Origin of the sequence: Streptomyces sp. NPDC048639 (genome assembly GCF_043199075.1) — a bacterium.
GTDB lineage: Bacteria > Actinomycetota > Actinomycetes > Streptomycetales > Streptomycetaceae > Streptomyces.
This window is the reverse complement of sequence record NZ_JBICVP010000005.1, coordinates 584,158-603,578: the sequence shown is the minus strand read 5'-3', so window position 1 is coordinate 603,578 and position 19,421 is coordinate 584,158. Positions and strand designations below refer to the sequence as shown.

The 19,421-nt window shown below is 73.5% G+C and carries 12 protein-coding genes; 8 read left to right on the top strand and 4 right to left on the bottom strand.

What is annotated here, in order from left to right; all coding sequences use genetic code 11:
* Genes ACGFNH_RS17325 through ACGFNH_RS17305 form a run of 5 tightly spaced genes read left to right on the top strand, consistent with a single transcriptional unit; the run spans position 1 to position 8,245 of the window.
* Positions 1-4,743: a beta-ketoacyl synthase N-terminal-like domain-containing protein gene (locus ACGFNH_RS17325; RefSeq protein ID WP_393654513.1), complete on the top strand. Its 4,743-nt coding sequence runs from the start codon at positions 1-3 to the stop codon at positions 4,741-4,743.
* Entirely contained in the window at positions 4,730-5,053 is a 324-nt protein-coding gene (locus tag ACGFNH_RS17320) for an acyl carrier protein (protein WP_393654461.1), read from the top strand. The genes ACGFNH_RS17325 and ACGFNH_RS17320 overlap by 14 nt, the downstream gene beginning before the upstream one ends.
* Before the next feature lie 2 nt (positions 5,054-5,055).
* On the top strand, positions 5,056-5,925 hold the full coding sequence (locus ACGFNH_RS17315) for an alpha/beta fold hydrolase (RefSeq protein WP_393654459.1): 870 nt from the start codon (positions 5,056-5,058) through the stop codon (positions 5,923-5,925).
* The gene (locus ACGFNH_RS17310) at positions 5,922-7,145 is read left to right on the top strand and encodes a glycosyltransferase (protein WP_393654458.1); all 1,224 of its coding nucleotides are present in this window, start codon (positions 5,922-5,924) and stop codon (positions 7,143-7,145) included. Before ACGFNH_RS17315 ends, ACGFNH_RS17310 begins: the two co-directional genes overlap by 4 nt.
* 2 nt (positions 7,146-7,147) lie before the next feature.
* On the top strand, positions 7,148-8,245 hold the full coding sequence (locus ACGFNH_RS17305; RefSeq protein WP_393654456.1) for a class I SAM-dependent methyltransferase: 1,098 nt from the start codon (positions 7,148-7,150) through the stop codon (positions 8,243-8,245).
* Between the two features lie 69 nt (positions 8,246-8,314).
* Here the strand turns inward: ACGFNH_RS17305 and ACGFNH_RS17300 are convergent, their stop codons facing one another.
* On the bottom strand, positions 8,315-8,770 hold the full coding sequence (locus ACGFNH_RS17300; RefSeq protein ID WP_393654454.1) for a (2Fe-2S)-binding protein: 456 nt from the start codon (positions 8,768-8,770) through the stop codon (positions 8,315-8,317).
* A gap of 10 nt (positions 8,771-8,780) precedes the next feature.
* Positions 8,781-10,994, bottom strand: coding sequence for a molybdopterin cofactor-binding domain-containing protein (locus ACGFNH_RS17295; RefSeq protein WP_393654452.1), 2,214 nt, complete (start codon positions 10,992-10,994; stop codon positions 8,781-8,783).
* A gap of 335 nt (positions 10,995-11,329) precedes the next feature.
* Between ACGFNH_RS17295 and ACGFNH_RS17290 the strand changes: the two genes are divergently transcribed.
* The 3 genes from ACGFNH_RS17290 (at position 11,330) to ACGFNH_RS17280 (ending at position 16,856) form a co-directional block, all read left to right on the top strand.
* Positions 11,330-13,063 carry a sensor histidine kinase gene (locus ACGFNH_RS17290; protein WP_393654450.1) on the top strand — a complete coding sequence of 578 codons (1,734 nt, stop codon included), beginning with the start codon at positions 11,330-11,332 and terminating at the stop codon, positions 13,061-13,063.
* A 391-nt stretch (positions 13,064-13,454) separates the two neighbouring features.
* Positions 13,455-16,220, top strand: coding sequence for a LuxR C-terminal-related transcriptional regulator (locus ACGFNH_RS17285; protein ID WP_393654448.1), 2,766 nt, complete (start codon positions 13,455-13,457; stop codon positions 16,218-16,220).
* 180 nt (positions 16,221-16,400) lie between these two features.
* Entirely contained in the window at positions 16,401-16,856 is a 456-nt protein-coding gene (locus ACGFNH_RS17280; protein WP_393654446.1) for an ATP-binding protein, read from the top strand.
* Positions 16,857-17,146: 290 nt separating this feature from the next.
* Here the strand turns inward: ACGFNH_RS17280 and ACGFNH_RS17275 are convergent, their stop codons facing one another.
* Positions 17,147-18,346: an RNA polymerase sigma factor gene (locus ACGFNH_RS17275; protein WP_393654511.1), complete on the bottom strand. Its 1,200-nt coding sequence runs from the start codon at positions 18,344-18,346 to the stop codon at positions 17,147-17,149.
* 8 nt (positions 18,347-18,354) lie between these two features.
* Positions 18,355-18,762 (bottom strand): YciI family protein, encoded by a 408-nt coding sequence (locus ACGFNH_RS17270; RefSeq protein ID WP_393654444.1) that lies wholly within the window; start codon positions 18,760-18,762, stop codon positions 18,355-18,357.
* Between the last annotated feature and the right edge of the window lie 659 nt (positions 18,763-19,421).

The following is a 19,421-nucleotide window of genomic DNA, read 5'->3' as shown; positions in this document are numbered from 1 at the left end:
ATGGCCCCGGTCGCCATCGTGGGGATGTCCGTCCTGCTGCCGGGCGCGCCGGATCTCGACACCTACTGGCGCAATCTGCACCACTGCACGGACGCGATCACCGATGTCCCCGCCGGACGATGGGACAGCGAGTACTACCACCCGGAGAGCGCGGGGGGAGGGGCCGGATCGCCCGACCGCGTGTACTGCCGGCGCGGCGGATTCGTCGACGAGTTCGCCGAGGCGGAGGTCACCCGGTTCGGCATCATGCCGGCCTCGGTGTCGGGCGCCGAGCCGGACCAGTTGCTCGCGCTGAAGGTGGCCGCCGCGGCCATCGAGGACGCGGGCGGCGAGGACCGGCTGCCCGACCGGCAGCGGGTGGGCGTGGTGCTCGGGCGCGGCGGCTACCTCACGCCCGGGCTCGTACGGCTCGACCAGCGCGTACGGACCGCACGCCAACTGGTCCGCACACTGGGCGAGTTGATGCCGGACATGGGGGAGGAGCAACTGGCGCGGGTCCATGCGGCCTTCGTCGACCGGCTCGGCCCCCACCACCCCGAGGCGGCCATCGGCCTGGTGCCCAACCTGGCCGCCTCGCGGGTGGCCAACCGGCTCGATCTGCGCGGCCCCGCGTACACGGTGGACGCCGCCTGCGCCTCCTCGCTGGTCGCCGTCGACCACGCGGTTTCGGAGCTGTCCTCCGGCCGGTGCGACGTGATGCTCACGGGCGGTGTGCACCACTGCCACGACATCACGCTGTGGAGCGTCTTCTCCCAACTCGGCGCGCTCTCCCCGAGCCAGCGGATCCGCCCCTTCCACAGGAACGCCGACGGCATCCTGATCGGCGAGGGCACCGGCGTCGTGGTGCTCAAGCGGCTGGCCGACGCACAGCGCGACGGCGACCGCGTCTACGCCGTGATCCGCGGGACCGGTGTCGCCAGTGACGGCCGCACCGCCGGCCTGGCCAACCCGGACCCCGCGGGCCAGACCCGGGCCGTACGGGAGGCGTGGCGCAGGGCCGGGCTCGACCCGCGGGAACCCGGCGCGCTCGGCCTGCTGGAGGCGCACGGCACCGCGACTCCCGCGGGCGACGGGGCCGAACTCGCCACCCTGGCCGAGGTGTTCGGGCCGGGCGGAGGCGTCGATGTCCTGGACGCCGACGGCGCCGGCGGGCGGGCGGTGATCGGCTCGGTGAAGTCGATGATCGGCCACACCATGCCGGCCGCCGGAGTCGCCTCCCTGGTCAAGGCCGCCCTCGCCGTGCACCACGGCACGCTGCTGCCCACCCTGCACTGCGACGACCCGCACCCGGAGCTGGCGCGGACCCGCTTCCGTACGCTCGACGCCGCCTCGCCGTGGGAGACCGCGCCGGGGCAGCCCGTACGCCGGGCGGGCGTCAACGCCTTCGGCTTCGGCGGGATCAACGCCCATGTGGTGCTGGAGGAGGCGCCCGGTGCCCGAGCCCGGCCCGGGGCGGGAGCGCCCCCGCCGCGCGCGGTCGTGACCGAGCCGGAGCGGGTTCTGACCCTCGCGGCCGCATCGCCCGAGGAACTGGGCGCACTGCTGGCGGCGGACGACTCGACCGTGCTGGCCGCGGCTGCCTCCGCGCGGCCGGATGAGCCGGGCCGCAGCAGGCTCGGCATCGTCGCACCCACCGCCAAGCGGCTCGCACTGGCTCGGCGGGCGATCGCCAAGGGCCGCCCGTGGCGCGGCCGCAACGACATCTGGTTCACCACCGGCCCGCTGCTCGGCGAGGGCGGCGAGGGCGCCGACGGCCGGCGGCCGGGCAAGCTCGCCTTCGTCTTCCCGGGCCTGGAGGGCGAGTTCGAGCCCAGGACCGAGGGCATCGCCGAGCACTTCGGCCTCGACACCGCGGTACTGCGGTCCCATGCCGAGGCGGAGGTCGGCGACATCGGCCGGCACGGCACCGGCGTCTTCGGCGTCGGCCGTCTCCTCGACGGCGCGCTGCGGCGCATGGGAATCGTCCCCGACGCGGTCGCCGGGCACAGCGTCGGCGAGTGGACGGCGATGGCCGCGGGCGGCATCCACGCCGGGCACGCGGTCGATGCCTTTCTCGACGACTTCGACCCCGACGCGCTGCGCGTGCCGGGCCTGGCCTTCGCCGTCCTCGGCACCTCCGCCGAACGGGTCCTGGCCGCGCTGGAGCAGCGCGGGGACGGCCGGATCGTGCTCTCGCACGACAACGCCCCCCGCCAGTCGATGGTCTGCGGACCGCACGCCGACGTCGAGGAGTTCGTCCGGTCGCTGCGCGACGAGGGCGTGATCGCCCAGGTGCTGCCGTTCCAGTCCGGCTTCCACACCCCGATGCTCGCCCCCTACCTCGGGCCCCTGGAGGCGGGAGCGGCCGGATTCGAGATCCACCCTCCGATCGTCCCCGTCTGGTCGGGGACGACCGCCTCGCCCTATCCGGCGGACGAGGCCGGTGTCCGCGAGCTGTTCGTCCGGCACCTGCTGGAGCCCGTACGCTTCCGGCAGTTGACCGAGGCGATGTACGCGGCGGGCTTCCGCGCGTTCATCCAGGTCGGCACCGGCCAGCTCGCCTCGCTGATCGGCGACACCCTCCACGACCGGGAGCACCTCACGGTCGCGGCGAACACCCCGCACCGGGACGGACTGGCCCAACTGCGCCGCACCGCCACGGCGTTGTGGGTGGAGGGCCTGCCGGTGGACCCGGCGCTGCCCCGGGCGGGACGAGCCGCGGCGAAGGCCTCGCGCCCGCCCGTACGGCTCGACCTCGGAGGGGCCCTGGTCTCCCTGGACGCGGCGACGGTGGCGGAACTGCGCCGCGAGCTGGCGCCGAGCGGTACCTCCGCGACACCCCCGGACCGCGTCACGGCGACCCTCGACGCGGTGGCCGACCGGTCCCCGCTGGCCGCCGAACTGGGCGCCCTGCTGCGGGAGACGGCCGACACCGCGGCCCAGCTCCTCACCGCCGGAGCCCGCGCCGCGGCCCGTCCCGCGCAACAGCCCGCAGTGCGGGCTGTTGCGCCGCCGTCCGCTCCCCGGGTACTGCCGTCCCCGCCCGCGCCGGCGCCCCCGCCGGCCCGCCAGGGCTCCGCACTCCCCGGACCGCGGCCCGCCCCTCCCGGTCCCGGAGCAGGGACGCCGCCCGCCGAGGGCGGAACGCGGACCGTGCTGCACGTCTCCACCGATGCGATGCCGTACCTGCGGGACCACTGCTTCTACCCGCAGCGGCCCGACTGGCCCGACGAGGAGGACCGCTGGCCGGTGGTCCCCGCCACCACGATCGTCCAGCACCTCATGGACGCGGCCGAGAACGCCGCTCCCGGGCAGCGCGCGGTCGCCGTGTCCGGTGCCCGCTTCGAGCAGTGGGTGGCCGCCGTGCCGCCGACCGATGTCGTTCTCACCACCGCACCGTCCCCGGACGGTCCCGACCGGTTCGCCGTGGGCTTCGGCCGCAGCGCGCGCGCCACGGTCCACGTCGCCACCGGGTATCCGCCCGCTCCCGCGCCGTGGGTCACGGACGCGGCGGGTGAGCGCGTCCCCGACCACTCGGCGGCCCAGCTCTACGCCGAGCGCTGGATGTTCCACGGACCGGCGTTCCAGGGCGTCACCGACATCGCCGCGATCGGCGAGATGCATGTGCGGGGCACGATCACCAGCCCGCCCGCGCCCGGCGCGCTCCTCGACAATGTCGGCCAGCTTCTCGGCTACTGGATCATGGCCACCCGTACCGAGCGGACCGTGGTCTTCCCCGTCGGCGCCCGCATGATGCGCTTCTTCGGGCCGCATCCGGCGGCCGGGACGGAGCTGGAGTGTCTGGTGCGGATCGTCTCGCTGACCGACACCGCCCTGGAGGCCGACGTCCAGCTCGTCGCCGACGGCACGGTCTGGGCGGAGCTGAAGGGCTGGCAGGACCGCCGGTTCGACAACAACGTGGAGACCCGCCCCGTGGAGCGCTTCCCCGAGCGCAACACGCTCTCCCGCCCGCAGCCGGGCGGCTGGGTCCTCGTCCACGAGCCCTGGTCGGACCTCGCATCCCGCGACCTGATCATGCGCAACCACCTGGGCGGCGCCGAGCGCACCGGCTACGACAGCCACGCCCCGCGCGGCCGTCGCCAGTGGCTGCTGGGGCGGATCGCCGCCAAGGACGCGGTACGGCAATGGCTGTGGGACCACGGAGAAGGGCCCGTCTTCCCCGCCGAGATCCGCGTCCACAACGACGACAGCGGCCGGCCGTACGTCACCGGCGTCAACGGCCGGACCATCCCCGATCTCGACCTCTCCCTGGCCCACCGGGCCGAGAGCGGTGTGGCCCTGGTGACACGCCGGAACCCGGCGGCCGGCTCGCACGGCGGCACCGGGGTCGGCATCGACATCGAGGAGGTCGTCGACCGCGACGAGCACACGCTCGCGGTCGCCTTCGGCGCCGAGGAGCTGCGGCTCATCACCGAACTCTGCGCCACGACGGGGGAATCGCGGGCCCGGTGGGCCACCACCTTCTGGGCGGCGAAGGAAGCCGTCGCGAAGGCGGAGGGCACCGGACTGCGGGGACGGCCCCGCGACTTCGCCGTGACCGGGGCGAAGGCCATCGCGGGCGCCACGCAAGCCCCCGTACGCCTCACGGTCGAGGCACCCGCACCCGCCGGCCGGCAGCGCCGCTACCGGGTGCACAGCACCAGGGCGTCCAACCCCCCGGGACTGCCCGCCAGGGACTACGCCGTGGCCTGGACCCATGGCCCGACGGACGAACAGAAGGAGAACCACCGTGACCACCAGTGAGCAGGCCGCGGTCCACGTCGCCGACGAGCGGACCGTCTTCGCCGAAATCGCCGGCATGCTCCGCGCCATCCTCGACGATGTCGGCCTCGACGACCTCGAGATCACCAGGGAGAGCCGCTTCACCGAGGACCTGGACCTGGAGAGCATCGACCTCGTCACACTCGCGGCGAAGCTCGAGGAACGGTACGGGCGGCAGGTCAACTTCGCCGTGTTCGTGGCCAGCATGGAGCTCGACGAGCTCATCGACCTGACCATCGGACGCCTCGTGGACTACGTCGTCCAGCGCCTCGCCGCCGCGGAGGGATGCTGAGCATGGCGATGATCCACACAGTCGGCGACGGGGAGGGCGTCCGGCTGCACGTGCAGCGGATGACCCCGGAGGACCGGCCGCCGGTCGCCACGGCGATCCTGACGCACGGACTGCTCAACGACAGCCTGGCGAACTTCTACTTCACCATCGCTCCCCCCCTCGCCGCCGCGGGCGTCGACGTGGTGATGTTCGACCACCGGGGCCACGGCCGCAGCGAGCGTCCGTCCACCGGCTACCGGCTGGACAACTTCGCCGACGACATGGAACTCCTGCTCGACCGGCTGGAGATCACCGGCCCGGTCCACCTCGTGGGCAACTGCTTCGGCGGCACCGTGGCCTTCGAGTACGCGCTCCGCCACCCCGAGCGGACGGCGAGCGTCTTCCTGATCGAGTCGAAGCCGGCCACGATGTCCTGGTCGACGGAGATCGCCTGGCTCCTGGACCAGGCCGTCCCCGCGCTGAGCGACCACGAGGACGAGACGCTGGCCTGGGTGACCGAGAACCTGGGCCCGCAAAAGGCCCGGCTGGCCAGGATGGGGGCCCGGCTGGTCCGCACCACCAGCCTCGCCGCCGACATCGTCGAGAGCCGTGTGCTCACCGACGAGATGATCGGGTCCGTGCGCTGCCCGGTGTCCGCGCTCTACGGCTCCGAGTCCACTCTCGCCACGCAGAGGACGTGGTTGGAGTCGCTGCTGCCGCAGACGCGGACCATCATGGCGCCCGGCCACAACCACGAGGTGCTCGCCGATGCGCCGGCGCTCGTCCTGCCCCATGTCCTGTCGGCGATCCTCGGGCCCGGCCCGGCCCAGGAGGCGCTGATGCCGAACGGGGACGCCGTACACGGGGAACTGGCGCAGGCGGTCGACCGGTGAGCCGTTTCCTGTTCGTCGTGCCGCCGCTCGTCGGGCACATCAACCCCACCATCGGGGTCGGGGCCGAACTGGCCGCCCGGGGGCACCGGGTGGCATGGGCCGGCGACCCCGCGGTCATCCGGCCGCTCGCGGGGGAGGACGCCGAGATCTTTCCCAGCGGCGAGCACTGGCTGAGCACGCCCGTCCGGATGCCCGACGTACGGGGGCCGCGTGCGCTGAAGTTCCTCTGGGAACAGTTTCTGGGGCCGCTGGCCGAGGAGATGGCGCCGGGTGTGGAGGACGCCGTCGAGGCGTTCCGTCCCGACGTGATCGTGTCCGACCAGCAGACCGTCGCCGGCGGGCTGGTCGCCGAACGCCTCGGCGTGCGGTGGGCCACCTCGGCCACCACCTCGGCCGAGTTCACCGGCGCGCTCGACGGCATGCCCAAGGTCGACGTCTGGCTCGACGGCCTCATCGCCGAGCTGCGCGGGCGGATCGGCGACCCGGCGTCCACGGCGGACCCGCGCTTCTCGCCGTACCTGGTACTGGCGTTCACGACCGAGGAGCTGGCGGGGCGGGTGGCGGTCGCGGGGGACCGTATCCGCTTCGTCGGCCCGTCCGTCGCCGGGCGGCCGGCCGGCGACGACTTCCCCTGGGAGTGGATCGACCCGGCCCGCCCCACCGTGCTCGTCACGCTGGGCACGGCCAACGCCGACGCGGGCGACCGTTTCCTGGCGGTGTGTCAGGAGGCCGCGCGCAGCAGGGCGGACCGGCTCCAGACGGTGATCGTGGACCCCGCGGGCTCCCTCGGCCCGCCGGGCGCGACCGGCGGTTCACTGTCCGGCCCGGACGACAAGGACGTGCTGACCCTCCCGTTCGTGCCCCAACTCCCGCTGCTGAGGCGGGTCGACGCCGTCGTCTGCCACGCCGGCCACAACACCGTCTGCGAGGCGCTCTGGCACGGCGTCCCCCTCGTCGTCGCACCGATCCGCGACGACCAGCCGGTCGTCGCGGCCCAGGTCGCCGACGCCGGGGCGGGCGTGCGCGTCCGGTTCGGCCGCGTCACGGCACCGAAGCTCGGCGAGGCGCTCGACGCGGTGCTGCACGAACCCGGCTACCGGGCCGCGGCCGAGCGCATCGGCGCGTCCTTCCGCGCCGCGGGCGGAGCTGCCGCCGCGGCGGGCCACCTCGCCCAGTTGACGTCCCTCACCGGAGAAGCCACAACCGTCCCGGAGGCGTAGCCTTGAGCAGCAGCACACCGGCACCGCAGCGCCCCGCAGAGCCGTCCCGGGCCGAGGAGGTCGCCGGGCTCCGCCCGCGCTACCAGGCCGATCTGGCGTCCGGCACCGACCGCTTCTTCGAGCCGCGCCGTACGGATTGCCCGTGGTGCGGCTCGTCCCGCCTGCGGGTGCGCCTGCGCACGAGCGACCTCTTCCAGCACAAGCCGGGCCGCTTCGTGCTGGAGGCGTGCGAGGAGTGCCACCACGTCTTCCAGAACCCCCGGCTCAGCGACGAGGGGCTGGAGTTCTACTACCGGGACTTCTACGACGGGCTGGGGGAGAAGCAGCTCGGCGGGCTGTTCGCGCGCCGCACCAAGATGTACGTGGGCCGGGCCGAGCCCATGCAGCGCTTCGCCGAGGAGCCGGCCACCTGGCTCGATGTCGGCACGGGCCACGGCCACTTCTGCGAGACCGCCCGGACCGTCTTCCCCGGCACCACGTTCGACGGCCTCGACTTCAGCGACGGCATCGAGGTCGCGGAGCGCGAGGGCCGGGTCACCCGCGGATTCCGCGGCAGCTTCACCGAGTTGGCCGGTGGGGACCTGGCCGGCGGCTACGACGTGGTCAGCATGTTCCACTACCTGGAGCACAGCACGAACCCGCGCGAGGAACTGCGCGCCGCGTGGAAGACCGTACGCCCCGGTGGCCATCTGATGATCGAGGTGCCGGACGCGGAGTCCCGCCTCGCACGGTGGCTCGGCCGCTGGTGGCTGCCGTGGCTCCAGCCGCAGCACCTCAATTTCGTCCCCCTGGCCAATCTGCGCCGGGAGTTGACGGCCCTGGGCTTCACCGTCGTCGTGGAACAGCACACTCAGCCGCACGATCCGGTCGACCTGCTGGGCGCCGTATGGCTGGCGCTCAGCCGGATCGCCCCGCCCGAGGACGCCCCCTGGCACCCCGCCCCGCCCGGGCGCCTCCGCTTCCTGCTGCGCCACGCTCTCATGCTGGCGGGCCTCCCCGTGATGCTGCTGGCGACGGTGCTCGACGGGGCCCTCGTCAAGCCGCTGTCGGGGCGCGCCGGACTGGCCAACGCGTACCGGGTGATCGCGCGCCGGGACTGACCGGCACGATGACCGGCCGGCGCAGTAACCGACCCGCGCGATACGGGAATCGAGAACGGCCGCGCCGGACTACAGGTTCGCCGCGGCCCTCTTGATCGCCTCGCGGATGCGGAAGTACGTGCCGCAGCGGCAGACGTTCGCGATGGCGTCGATGTCCGCGTCCGTGGGGTCGCGCTTCTCCCGCAGGAGGGCCACCGCGGCCATGATCTGCCCCGGCTGGCAGTAGCCGCACTGCGCCACGTCCTCCTCCAGCCACGCCTGCTGGACGGGATGCAGCCGGTCGCCGTCCGCCAGGCCCTCGATCGTGGTGACCTCGCGGCCCTCGGCGTCCGCGACCGGGACGACGCAGGGGTTCACCGCCTTCCCGTCGAGATGGCTGGTGCACGCCTTGCAGACGTCGATGCCGCAGCCGTACTTGGGCCCGGTGATGCCCAGCAGGTCGCGGAGCACCCACAGGAGCGGCATGTCGTCGGGTGCGTCGACCGTGACGGACTCACCGTTGACGGAGAAGGTGTGGGAAGGCAACGCGGGCTCCTCAACGGGGGAAGGGCGTGAAGTCGACGTCGAAGTTGACCGGGAAGCTGCGGGGCCCGGTGCCGGTCGCGCGGGCGTACGCGTTGGCGATCGCGCCGACCGCGGCCGGTACGCCCAGCTCCCCTGCGCCGCCCGGCTCCCCGTCGGCGGGCATCACATGGATCTCCACCTCGGGCGGGCTGTCCTTCTGCCGCGCGTAGTGGAACTGGGAGTAACTGCCCTCCAGCGGCAGGCCCTTGTCGATGTGCAGCCCCGCCCGCAGGGTCGTCGAGATCGCGTCCGTCAGCCCGCCCAGCATCTGGGCCTCCAGGCCGCGCGGATTGACCGGGCGGCCGACGTCGACCGCGATGACCGCCTTGGTCACCCGCGGCTTCTTCGGGTCGCGCGCGTCGATCTCGACCAGACAGGCCGTACAGGACTTGTACTCGTCGTGGAACGCAATGCCCTGCGCGCAGCCCTCCGGCATCGCCCGGCCCCACCGGCCGGCGGAGGCCGCCTTGTCCAGGACGGCGCGCTGGCGGGCGGACTTGAGGAACGACCGCCGGAAGGCGACCGGGTCCCGCCCCATCTTCCTCGCCAGTTCGTCGACGACGATCTCCTCGGCGCCCCGGGTGTTCGCCGAGTACACCGACCGCCAGGACGCGGTGGGCATCCGCAGCGGAACCTCGTTCAGCAACTGCGTGGTGACACCGAAGTGGTACGGCGACTTCACCGTGGTCAGGAACAGCGACTGCGCGATGCTCGCGTTCCCGGCGACCGGCAGATGCGCCGCGCTCGCCGTGATGATCTCGCCGAGACCGTGCCGGAGGTCGGTCTCGACGGCGGCCACCCGGTGTTCAAAGGTGAGCACGTTGTTCAGGGCGTACGTCGCCCGGATCTTGTGGTGGGTCGCGGGCCGCATCCGGCCGTGCCGCATGTCGTCGATCCGGGACCACATCAGGCGCACCGGGCGTCCGCTCTTCTGCGAGATGCGCGCCGCCTCCAGCGCCCCGTCGAAGAACAGCCTGCGGCCGAACGACCCGCCGGCCTGCACGACATGGACGGTCACCTTGTCCTGCGGCAGGCCCAGTTCCCGCGCGATGGTCTGCAGGGCGACGATGGGCGACTTCAGCCCGGACCAGATGGTGGCGCTGCCGGACCGTACGTCCGCGACCGCCGAGTTCGTCTCCAGCGGCGCGTGGCTCGCGAAGGCGAAGTCGAACTCCGCCTCGACGTGCTTGGTGAGCAGCGGCGGAACGACGAAGGGCAGTGCCGCGGCGCGGAGCTTCTCGCGGATGTCGTCGTCGGAGAGGGTGTCGACCGTTCCCTTCTTCCACCGGACTTCGAGGGCGTCCTTCGCCTCCAGCGCCTGGCCGAACGTCTCGGCCACGACCGCAACCCCGGTCGGGATCACCACCACGTCCAGGACCCCGGGCATGGCGCGCACGGCGGCCGCGTTGGCGACCGACTCCACCGTGCCGTTGATCGTCGGGGGTCGCCGCACCATCGCCGGCTTCGCCCCGGGAACCTCCAGATCGAGGGTGTACTTCTGCCGCCCGGTCACGATGGCGCGCGCGTCGATGCGCGAAGTCGGCGTCCCGACGAGCCGGTGCTCGGACTCCGCCTTGGGCCGCGACTGCGCCTCGCCGAGCTTCTGCGTCGCCGTCCCTGCCGCGGCCACGGCGAGCCTGGCGTAGGTGGTCTCACGGCCGTCCGGCGCCGTGACCGTGCCCTTGCTTACGGACAGCCGGTCCGGGTCGAGGCCCCACTCGCGCGCGGCGGTGGCGACCATACGGGCGCGGGCGGCGGCCGCGGTCCGGCGGATCGGGTCGTAGAGCGAGCGGATGGAGTTGGAACTCCCGGTGAGCTGGTTGAACAGCAACTCGGGCCGCGCGTCGTCGAGCCGCACCTTCACGGAGTGCAGAGGCAGGTCCAGTTCCTCGGCGACCAGCATCGCCACCGCTGTCGTCAGACCCTGGCCGACCTCGGCGCGCGGCAGCCGGAAGTGCGCCGTGCCGTCCTCGTCCATCTCCAGGACGAGCATGCCGGAGGTCGGCTTGCCCGCCAGGATCAGGACATCCCCGAGATCGAGGATGTCGGCCGGCGAGGGGGGAGTCGGGACCGCCCCTTCCGCACTCGACGGAGCGAGGGCGTCGACGCCGACACTGGTGGCGATGGCCAGGGTGGGTGCGGCCACCAGGAACGTGAGGAACGTGCGCCGGGCGTGGTCGGCCATGCTGGGACTCCGTTTCGGTCACGGCGTCGATAGGCAGCACATCATTACCGCAGAGTAAGGTCGTCAACAAGGGTGCTGTCGATACCGATCCGGGCGCCTCCGGATCGCGCCGGACACGTCCGCCTCGGCACTCGGCCGGTTCGCCCGCGGTCAGCAGTACGGCACCGGCCGTCGGGGGCGCATCTAGACGGACCGACGGCAGCGCGCGAGGAGATCCGGACGCGCTCCCCGGACGCGGTCCCCGGCGGCGGAGTCCACCATTGGGGCGAGCCCCACTCCACCGCGCCCTCCCCCGGGGCTCCCGGGGGAGGGACCTCACGGCTTACGATCCGCAGGTGACCGCCCGACTCCTGACCTCGGCCGCGACCGCCGCGCAGGCTGTGCCACCGGCCGGCGCCGCGACCGCGGGCGCGGAGCTCCCGGGGCGCGGCCGGAGGACGGCCCGGGCCCGGCAGGTGCTCATCCCGGCCGGTGCCGCCTGCGTGGACGGCGTCTGGACCTACCAGGTGGCCACCGAGTCCGCGGCCGGCGGCCTTCTGCCCGGTCCGTGGTTCGCCGCCGCCCTCGCCGTCACCGCCGCACTCGCGCTCCCCTTCCGCCACCGCCGGCCCGTGCTCCTGGTACTGGCCGCATCCGCGGGCCTGCTCATGGGCGCCGTACTCGCCGTCACCGCCCCGGTCGCGCTGTACGCGCTGGGCCGGGCGCGGGTGCGTCTGGCGGTGGTGTACCTCGTGGCGCTGGCCATGGCCCTGGCGCCGGCCGCGGAGTTCGCCCGGCTGCACCGCTCGTTCACGCACCTCGTCCTGCCGCTGGAGCTGTGCGGGCTCCTGGTCCTCCTCGCGGCCGCCGCCGTCGCGTTCCCGCCCCGGGCCCTCCGGCGGCGCGGGACCCCTGAACGGGACGGGACGTGGTGGTGGACGGCCCCTCGCGCGCTCCTCTTCGATCTCGCTGTCGCGGTCGTCGTCGCGGGGTGCGATCTGCGGCGCGCCACGTTCGCGTACCCCTCAGGGCAGGATCCCCACCCGGCCGTCGTCCTTCCGGGGCTGCTGGCCGTGGCGGCGGTGAGTGCGGCCGTGGTGGTGCGCCGGCGGTATCCGGTGGCGGTGTGCGTCGCGGCGCTGCTGTGCGTACCGCTGCCGACGTTCGTGCCCGAGGCCGCGCTGTTCGTGGCCCTCTACTCGGCTGCCGCGTACGGACGGTCGCGTGCCGTCCTCGCCGGGCTGTGCGCAGCCGCCTGCCCGGCCGTGGTCGTCGGCAGGATGCTGGCCGAGGCCCGGGTGGGCGGCCCCCGGTTCGCCCCGGAGATCGTGGTCGAACTCGGTCTGATCGTCGCGGTGCCCGCGCTGCTCGGCCTCTACGTCGGCGCCCGCCGCATGGTGCTGGACGGCCTCCGGGAGCGGGCCGACCGGCTGGAGCGCGAACGGCATCTGCTCGCGGCCCAGGCCCGCGTCGAGGAACGCGCCCGGATCGCGCGGGAGATGCACGACGTGGTCGCCAACCGCGTCAGCCTGATGGTCGTCCACGCCGGCGCCCTGGAGGCCGACCCGGCCCAGAGCCCGCGCGGGCGCGAGGCGGGCAGGCTCATCGGCGGGGTCGGGCGGCAGGCACTGGACGAACTGCGCCAGGTTCTCAGCGTCCTGCGCGGTGACCGGGACGAGGCGCCGCCTCCCGCGCAGCCGACGCTGGATGGCCTCGGCGCACTCCTGGAGGACAGCCGGAGCACGGGCGCGTACGTGACGTCGGACGTCACCGGCGAGCAACGCCCCCTGCCCGGCGCCCTGGAGCACACCGCCTACCGCGCGATCCAGGAGGCGCTGACCAACGTCCGTAAGCACGCGGGCCGCGCCGACACCCGGGTGACGCTGGACTACCGCCCCGACGGGCTCCATCTCACCGTGGAGAACGAACGGCCCACCGCGCCCCCGCCGCCCGGACTTCCCAGCAGCGGCCACGGGATCGAGGGCCTGGGCGAGCGGGTGGCGCTCCTCGGCGGACGCGTGGAGGCCGCCCCGCGCCCGGACGGAGGCTTCCGCCTGACGGCCTGGCTCCCCGAGGCGCACGAGGCGTGACGGGACCTTCGAGCGGGCGGACGTACGAGGTGGGTGGGGGGGCGGGGCGCGACCGGCTCGGCCCCGCGGCCCCATGTCCGGTCGCCCGCGGGCGACCCCGAGCGTCCTGAGCCCCCGATCCTGCGGTTCGAGCGGCGGGCCCACCCTCCGACGGCCGGATCCGGCGTCGTCGACCGGGCGCTCGGCAACCGGTCTAAGCTACGTCCTCCCAACCGGACATTCGGCAGCCACAAGCCAAGGAGCCCTGTGTGATAGCGCGTTCGGCCGACGACACCGTTGTCCGGAGCGGTGGGCGGAGCCGGATCTGATGGAGCGCGGGTTGCGTGCCGAAGGCGGCGTGAACGCCTCGCCGGGGAACTGCCCGCCGGCAGGCCCGGGTACCCCTCCCTTCGTGGGACGCCGCGCCACGCTCGACCTCATGGCCGCGGAAGCCCGCTCGGCCGCGGCCGGACAGCCGCGCGTGATCCTCGTCGAAGGGCCGCCGGGTGTCGGAAAGCGGCGGCTGATCCGGCACTTCACCGAAGGGCTGCGGGACTTCCGGGTGCTCGTCGCCCATGGTTCGGACACCGCCCAGGACCGGCCGTACGCCATGCTGGGCCAGCTCCTCGGCCAGGTGCCGCCCGGTGTCGTCAGGCGGCTGCCCCTGCTGAGCACCGGAGTCTTCTCGCCCGTCTCGCCCATCGCGGTGAGCGCCGAACTCACCACCGTCATGGGCGTGTTGACCCGGGCGGCGCCCGTCGTCCTGGTCCTGGAGGAGGCCCAGGCCGCCGACACCCCGTCGCTGGACGCGGCCGCGTCCATGACCCGCGGCCTGACGGACCAGCCGGTCCTGACGATCGTGGTGGCCACCACCTCGGCGACCGGACCGGCAGGCACGGACAGCCACGGCTTCGGAGTCGACCTGCGGGTGCCGCTGGCCGGTCTCGGGCCGGAGGAACTGGGGGAGTTGGCCGCCCTGTCCGGCTCGGACGAGCCGCCCGGGCGGGCCGGCGCGCGGCTCCACCGGATCACCGGCGGCAACGCCCTGCACGCCACCCTGCTGCTGTGGCCGCCGGAGGCGGCGATCGGCGGACCGCCGGAGGAGGCTCCGGCCACCTTTGCCGGCACCGTACGGGCACGGCTCGCCCGGCTCCCCGAACCGTCCCGCCTGCTGCTCGAAGGGCTGGCCGTCCTCGACGCGAAGGTCTCCCTGCGCCGTCTCAGCCGGCTCGTGGGCGTCCCCGATGCGGCGAGCGCCCTCGAACCGCTGTTGCGCGCCGGACTGGTGCGGTGGTGGCCGGACGAGCCGTCCACGGCGGTCGCCCCGGGCCACCGGCTGCTGCGCGACGCGGTCTACGAAGCGCTCAGCCCCGAGAGCAGACGGCAGTTGCACGCTCGCGCGGTGGACCTGGTCGACGCGGGCGCCGCCTGGGCGCACCGTGTGGCCGCGGCCACCGGCCCCGACGCCCGGCTCGCGGCCGAACTGGCCGCCGCCGCCCGCGAGGAGAGCGCGCTGGGCAGGCTGGGCACGGCTGCGGAGTATCTGTCGTGGGCCGCCGATGTCGCCGAGGACCAGGAGGAGCGCGAGCGCCATCTGATCGGAGTCGTCCGCCTCAAGTTCTGGGCGGGCGAGGGAAATCTGGTGCGCCGCTACCGGGATCTCGTCGCCGCGGCCAAGCCCACCGCGCGGCGCCAGGAGGTGCTGGGCCTGCTGGCCTTCGCGCAGGGCCGCCTGGTGCAGGCGCGCAGGCATCTGACCCAGGCCCTCGCCACCGCGGCCGAGGACGGGACGGGACCGCTGGCCACCGCGCGTACGGGCGTCGAACTGGGGTGGGTGACGGCTGTGCTCGGGCTCGGACGGGAGACGGTCCGCACCGCGGACGCCGCCGTCGCGGCTCTGGAAGGCGCCGACGGGGGCCACTTGGGCATCCTGGTGCGGGACACGCGCGCCGCGGCACGGTCGCTGGCCGCCTACGGCCAGGGGCTCGTGGGCGGCGCGGAGGCGGGTCTGCAGACCCTCGACTACCTGCCCGACGACCCGAACATGGTCGAAGAGGCCGATGTGTTCGGGCTGACCATCCGCGGCATGCTGCACTGCCTGTCCGGCCGGGTCTCCGTCGCCGCCTCCGAACTGTCCACCGTCGTCCGCCGTTCGCGTCCCGGCACCTTCCAGGTCCTCGGTCTCGCCGGGTACGTGCATCTCATCGTCTGCCACATGATGGACGGTTCGTGGGACCGGGCCGCATGCGAGACGCGGACCGCGCTCAGCGCGATCGACGCCCACGGCCACGCCATCGACCACGCCGTTCTCCACTCGCTGGCCGCCGCACTGGCCGCCGGCCGCGGGGACACCGAGCAGGCGCGGACGCACATGGAGGCGGCGCGCGCCCGTTCGGTGCTGCTGGACTACCGGGGCCCGGAGTTCTACTCGGCGCTCGCCCAGGCCCTGGCCGCCCGTGCCCGCGACGACGCCCCGGCCGTTCTCGCGGCGCTGGGCACCATCGCCGAGGCCGCCGGGCTCAACGACTGCTATCGGCTCTACGCCCTGTGGTGGTCGCCGTTCTACATCGACGCGGCGGTGTCGGCGGGCCGCGTGGGACGGGCTCGCGCTCTGCTCCAGGAGTTCCTGCCCGAGCCCGCCCCCGGCCGCCCCTCCCGCGGTCCGGAACTCGTACGGCTCTGGCTCACGGCGCGGGTGCATGAGGGGGAGGGAGCGGTGAAGGCCGCCGCACGGGCCTACGCGCGTGCGGCCGAGGTCTCCGAGGAGGGTGGCGACATCCCCCTTTTCCGCGGGCTCATGGAGCAGGGCCACGGAAGGTTCCTGCGAGATCTGGGCCAACACGCGGCGGCGGAACGCGAGTTGCACACTTCGGCCGCGACCTTCCGCGCGATGGGAGCCGTCGCCTTCGAGCGGCTCAGCCTCGCCGACCTCGCCTCGGCCCATGCCCCCGGGCCCGACCTGGCGGTGCTCGCCACCCTGAGCCCGCGCGAGCGCGACGTGGCGCGCCAGGTGGCGCTGGGGCGCACGAACCGGGAGATCGCCGAACATCTGGTCATCAGTGTCAAGACCGTCGAATACCACCTGGCGCGAACTTTCGCGAAACTGGCCGTCCGTGACCGCCGCGCCCTGCGCGACCTGATCCAGCGGACCTCGGAATCACCCGGTGGAGCAGGGTGAGCTAGAAGGTCTTTGCAGTCCCGTACAGCCGCCCGGAAGGCAGTATTCCAGCCATGGGGTTGCGTTACCGGCACGCGCGCCCCGGGGGCGCGCCGATTCACCGGCGCCAACCGGCGCGCTCCACCTGTCGGCTGGACCGGCCCGTCCGCACGACCGGCCGATACACCGGAGGGCAATTCCGTGAGTCTCCTCGACGACCACCGCCGCTGCGCACACGCCGACGAGTCGGGACTCACCGCCGTGTACGACACCGGGTTCCGGCTCGCCTCACAGCCCACAGCGCCGTTTCTGGCACGCGAACGGGTGGCCCGCATCATGCAACGCTGGGGACTGCGCGGCGGATTGCGCGACAACGTGACCGTGGTGATGTCAGAACTCATCGCGAATGCCGTCCTGCACGCTTCCGGCGAGGGCGGTCATATCCTGGTGGCGCTGAGCCTGGGCACGAGATTACGTGCCGAGGTCACCGACGCCGATTTCCTCCACGAGCCCGCACTGCAATTCTCCGGTGCCACCGACGAAGGCGGCCGGGGACTTCTCCTGGTGCATGCCCTCAGCGCGGACTGGGGCGTACGGTCGTATCCGCCGCTGGGAAAGACGGTATGGGCCGAATTCGCTCTGCCGGGGACGTCCTGACCCGGGGGGTTTTCCGGCTCTTCATGGGACCAGCGCGGGCGAACCGCTTTTCGGGCGGGCCAACCGTCGCAGATGGGCCACCTTCACCGGGCACTTCAGCGGGCGGGTTCCTTTGAGACACCACGCCTGCCGCCACCCCGTGCCGAGCTTCCCTGCAGGCAATGCGTCGTGCATCCGGTCCCGACCCGCCCCAGTCTCTTTGAGGCGACCGCTCCCGGTTGAGGCGACCACTCCCGGCCCAGGTGGCCGGTGCCACATGCCGGGGGAAATCCGAGCGTGACCCGTCAGCGTCACCGCCGGGCATTGAGCCGGGCGGCCTGGCGCGTCAGGTGGTCGCGCTCGGCGATGTTGGGTGCCTGTTGGGCCGCCTCGGCGTACAGCCGTGCCGCCGTCGCCAGGTCGCCGTTGCGCTCGTGGAGGTACGCCGCCACCGCGGCACGGCGAGGGATGGGGTGTCCCCTGCTCGAAGAGCTGGGGGAGGAGTCGTCCAGTGCCGCGAGCGCCGCCAGGCCGGCGCGTGCTCCGTCGGCTTCGCCGACGGCCACCGCGCGGTTGAGCCGGACGACCGGGCTGTCGGTCAGGCGCGCGAGTTCGTCGTACCACTCGACGATCTGCACCCAGTCGGTCTCCTCCGCGGTGGGTGCGTCGGCGTGGAGTGCCGCGATGGCGGCCTGTGCCTGGAACTCGCCCAGCCGGTCGCGGGCGAGGGCCCTCTGCAGGATCTCGACGCCCTCGGCGATCGACTCGGTGTCCCACCGGCCGCGGTCCTGCTCGGCGAGTGGCACCAGGCTGCCGTCGGGCGCGGTCCGGGTGGCGCGCCGGGCGTGGTGGAGCAGCATGAGGGCGAGCAGCCCCGCCACCTCGGGGTGGTCGATCGCGGCCGCGAGCTGCCGGGTGAGCCGGATGGCCTCGGCGGCGAGGTCGACGTCGCCGGAGTAACCCTCGTTGAAGACCAAGTAGAGGACGCGCAGCACGGTGGCGACATCGCCGGGCCGGTCGAACCGCACGCCGGAGACGGTGCGCTTGGCCCGGCTGATGCGTTGCGCCATGGTCGCCTCGGGCACCAGATAGGCCTGGGCGATCTGGCGGGTGGTGAGCCCGCCCACGGCGCGCAGCGTGAGCGCGACCGCGGACGACGGCGTCAGCGACGGGTGGGCGCACAGGAAGTAGAGCTGGAGCGTGTCGTCCACCGCGGACGCGGGCCCGGGCGCCGGCTCCTCGTCGAGACGGTCCTCGCGCCGGCGGCGGGCGGCGTCCGCCCGGGTCGCGTCGAGGTACCGGCGCCAGGCCACGGTGACCAGCCAGCCCTTGGGGTCCCGGATGGGGTATCCCCCGCTCGAAGAGCTCGGGGAGGGGCCGGCCGGCCAGACGCGGACCGCCTCGACCAGCGCGTCCTGCACGGCATCCTCGGCCGCCGCGAAGTCGGCTCCGCGACGGACGAGGATCCCGATCACGCTCGGCGTGAGGCTCCGGAGCAGGACCTCGTTCACCGGGGACGTCACTCCGTGATGGTGGGCGATGCGGTCAGGAACGGGCGCAGCTCGAGCCACTCGTGGATCGGCTTCCCGCCCGCCCCGGGGGCGGCCGACAGCTCCCCGGCCAGCTCGACGGCGCGCTCGTAGCTGTCGACGTCGATCACCATCCATCCGGCGATGACGTCCTTGGTCTCGGCGAACGGACCGTCGGTGACCGGCGGGCGACCCTCACCGTCGTACCGGACGAACGTCCCGTCGGGAGCGAGCGCCTGGCTGTCGACATACTCGCCGGTCCCCTCGAGCCGGGCCGCGAAGTCGTTCATGTACTGCAAGTGGGCCGAGATCTCCTCCGGCGTCCACTGGTCCATGGGTACGTCGTTGACCGAAGCCGGGGCGCCACGGTAGTGCTTGAGCAGCAAGTACTTGGCCATGGTGTTTCTCCTCGGTGTTGGTGCGACCCATTGTGGTCGCTTTCACCACGGGGACGGAGCCGGCCACGGGTTCTCGACATCGCCGTCCGAATTTCTTGGCTCTCCCTGCGTCGGCTCTCCTGGATGAACCTGGAGTGGCCGTCCCGCGGTGTCCGGGTCCACGGTGTGGCGCGAGGGCGGGACGGAACCAGGCTTTCCAGGATCAGCAGAGATCCGGGCAACTGAATCAGGAGAAGGCCTCGCGTGCGCCACTCCATGTGGTCATGGCGCGTCGTGGCGTGCTCGGACCGCTGAGTGTTCGGCGTGGAGGGCATGGCACGTCCTCGACGTCACCCGCGATCCCGTTGCCGACGGTGGACAGGGCCCGGTGGTGCTGGGACGTCGCGTCCGATGCCGATCCGACCTACGGTCCGGACAGCGGGGTGGCCGTGGTCGGGCACGGCCCCCGGTGGACCCGGCGGCCGAGGGCTGTCCCGCGATCCCCGGCGGGCGCGCGACGACAGCCATGGCGCCACCAGAGCTTCGCCCGGGAGGCGCCCCAGCTGCGTTGTCGGGTCGTCTCAAACGATCCGGTAGGAGGGCGCCCCTCCGCCTTGTGCCCCCGGGAGCTGCCCCCTGCACCGCATCCGATGCCGCGCGCCGAACCACCGGGGAGACGG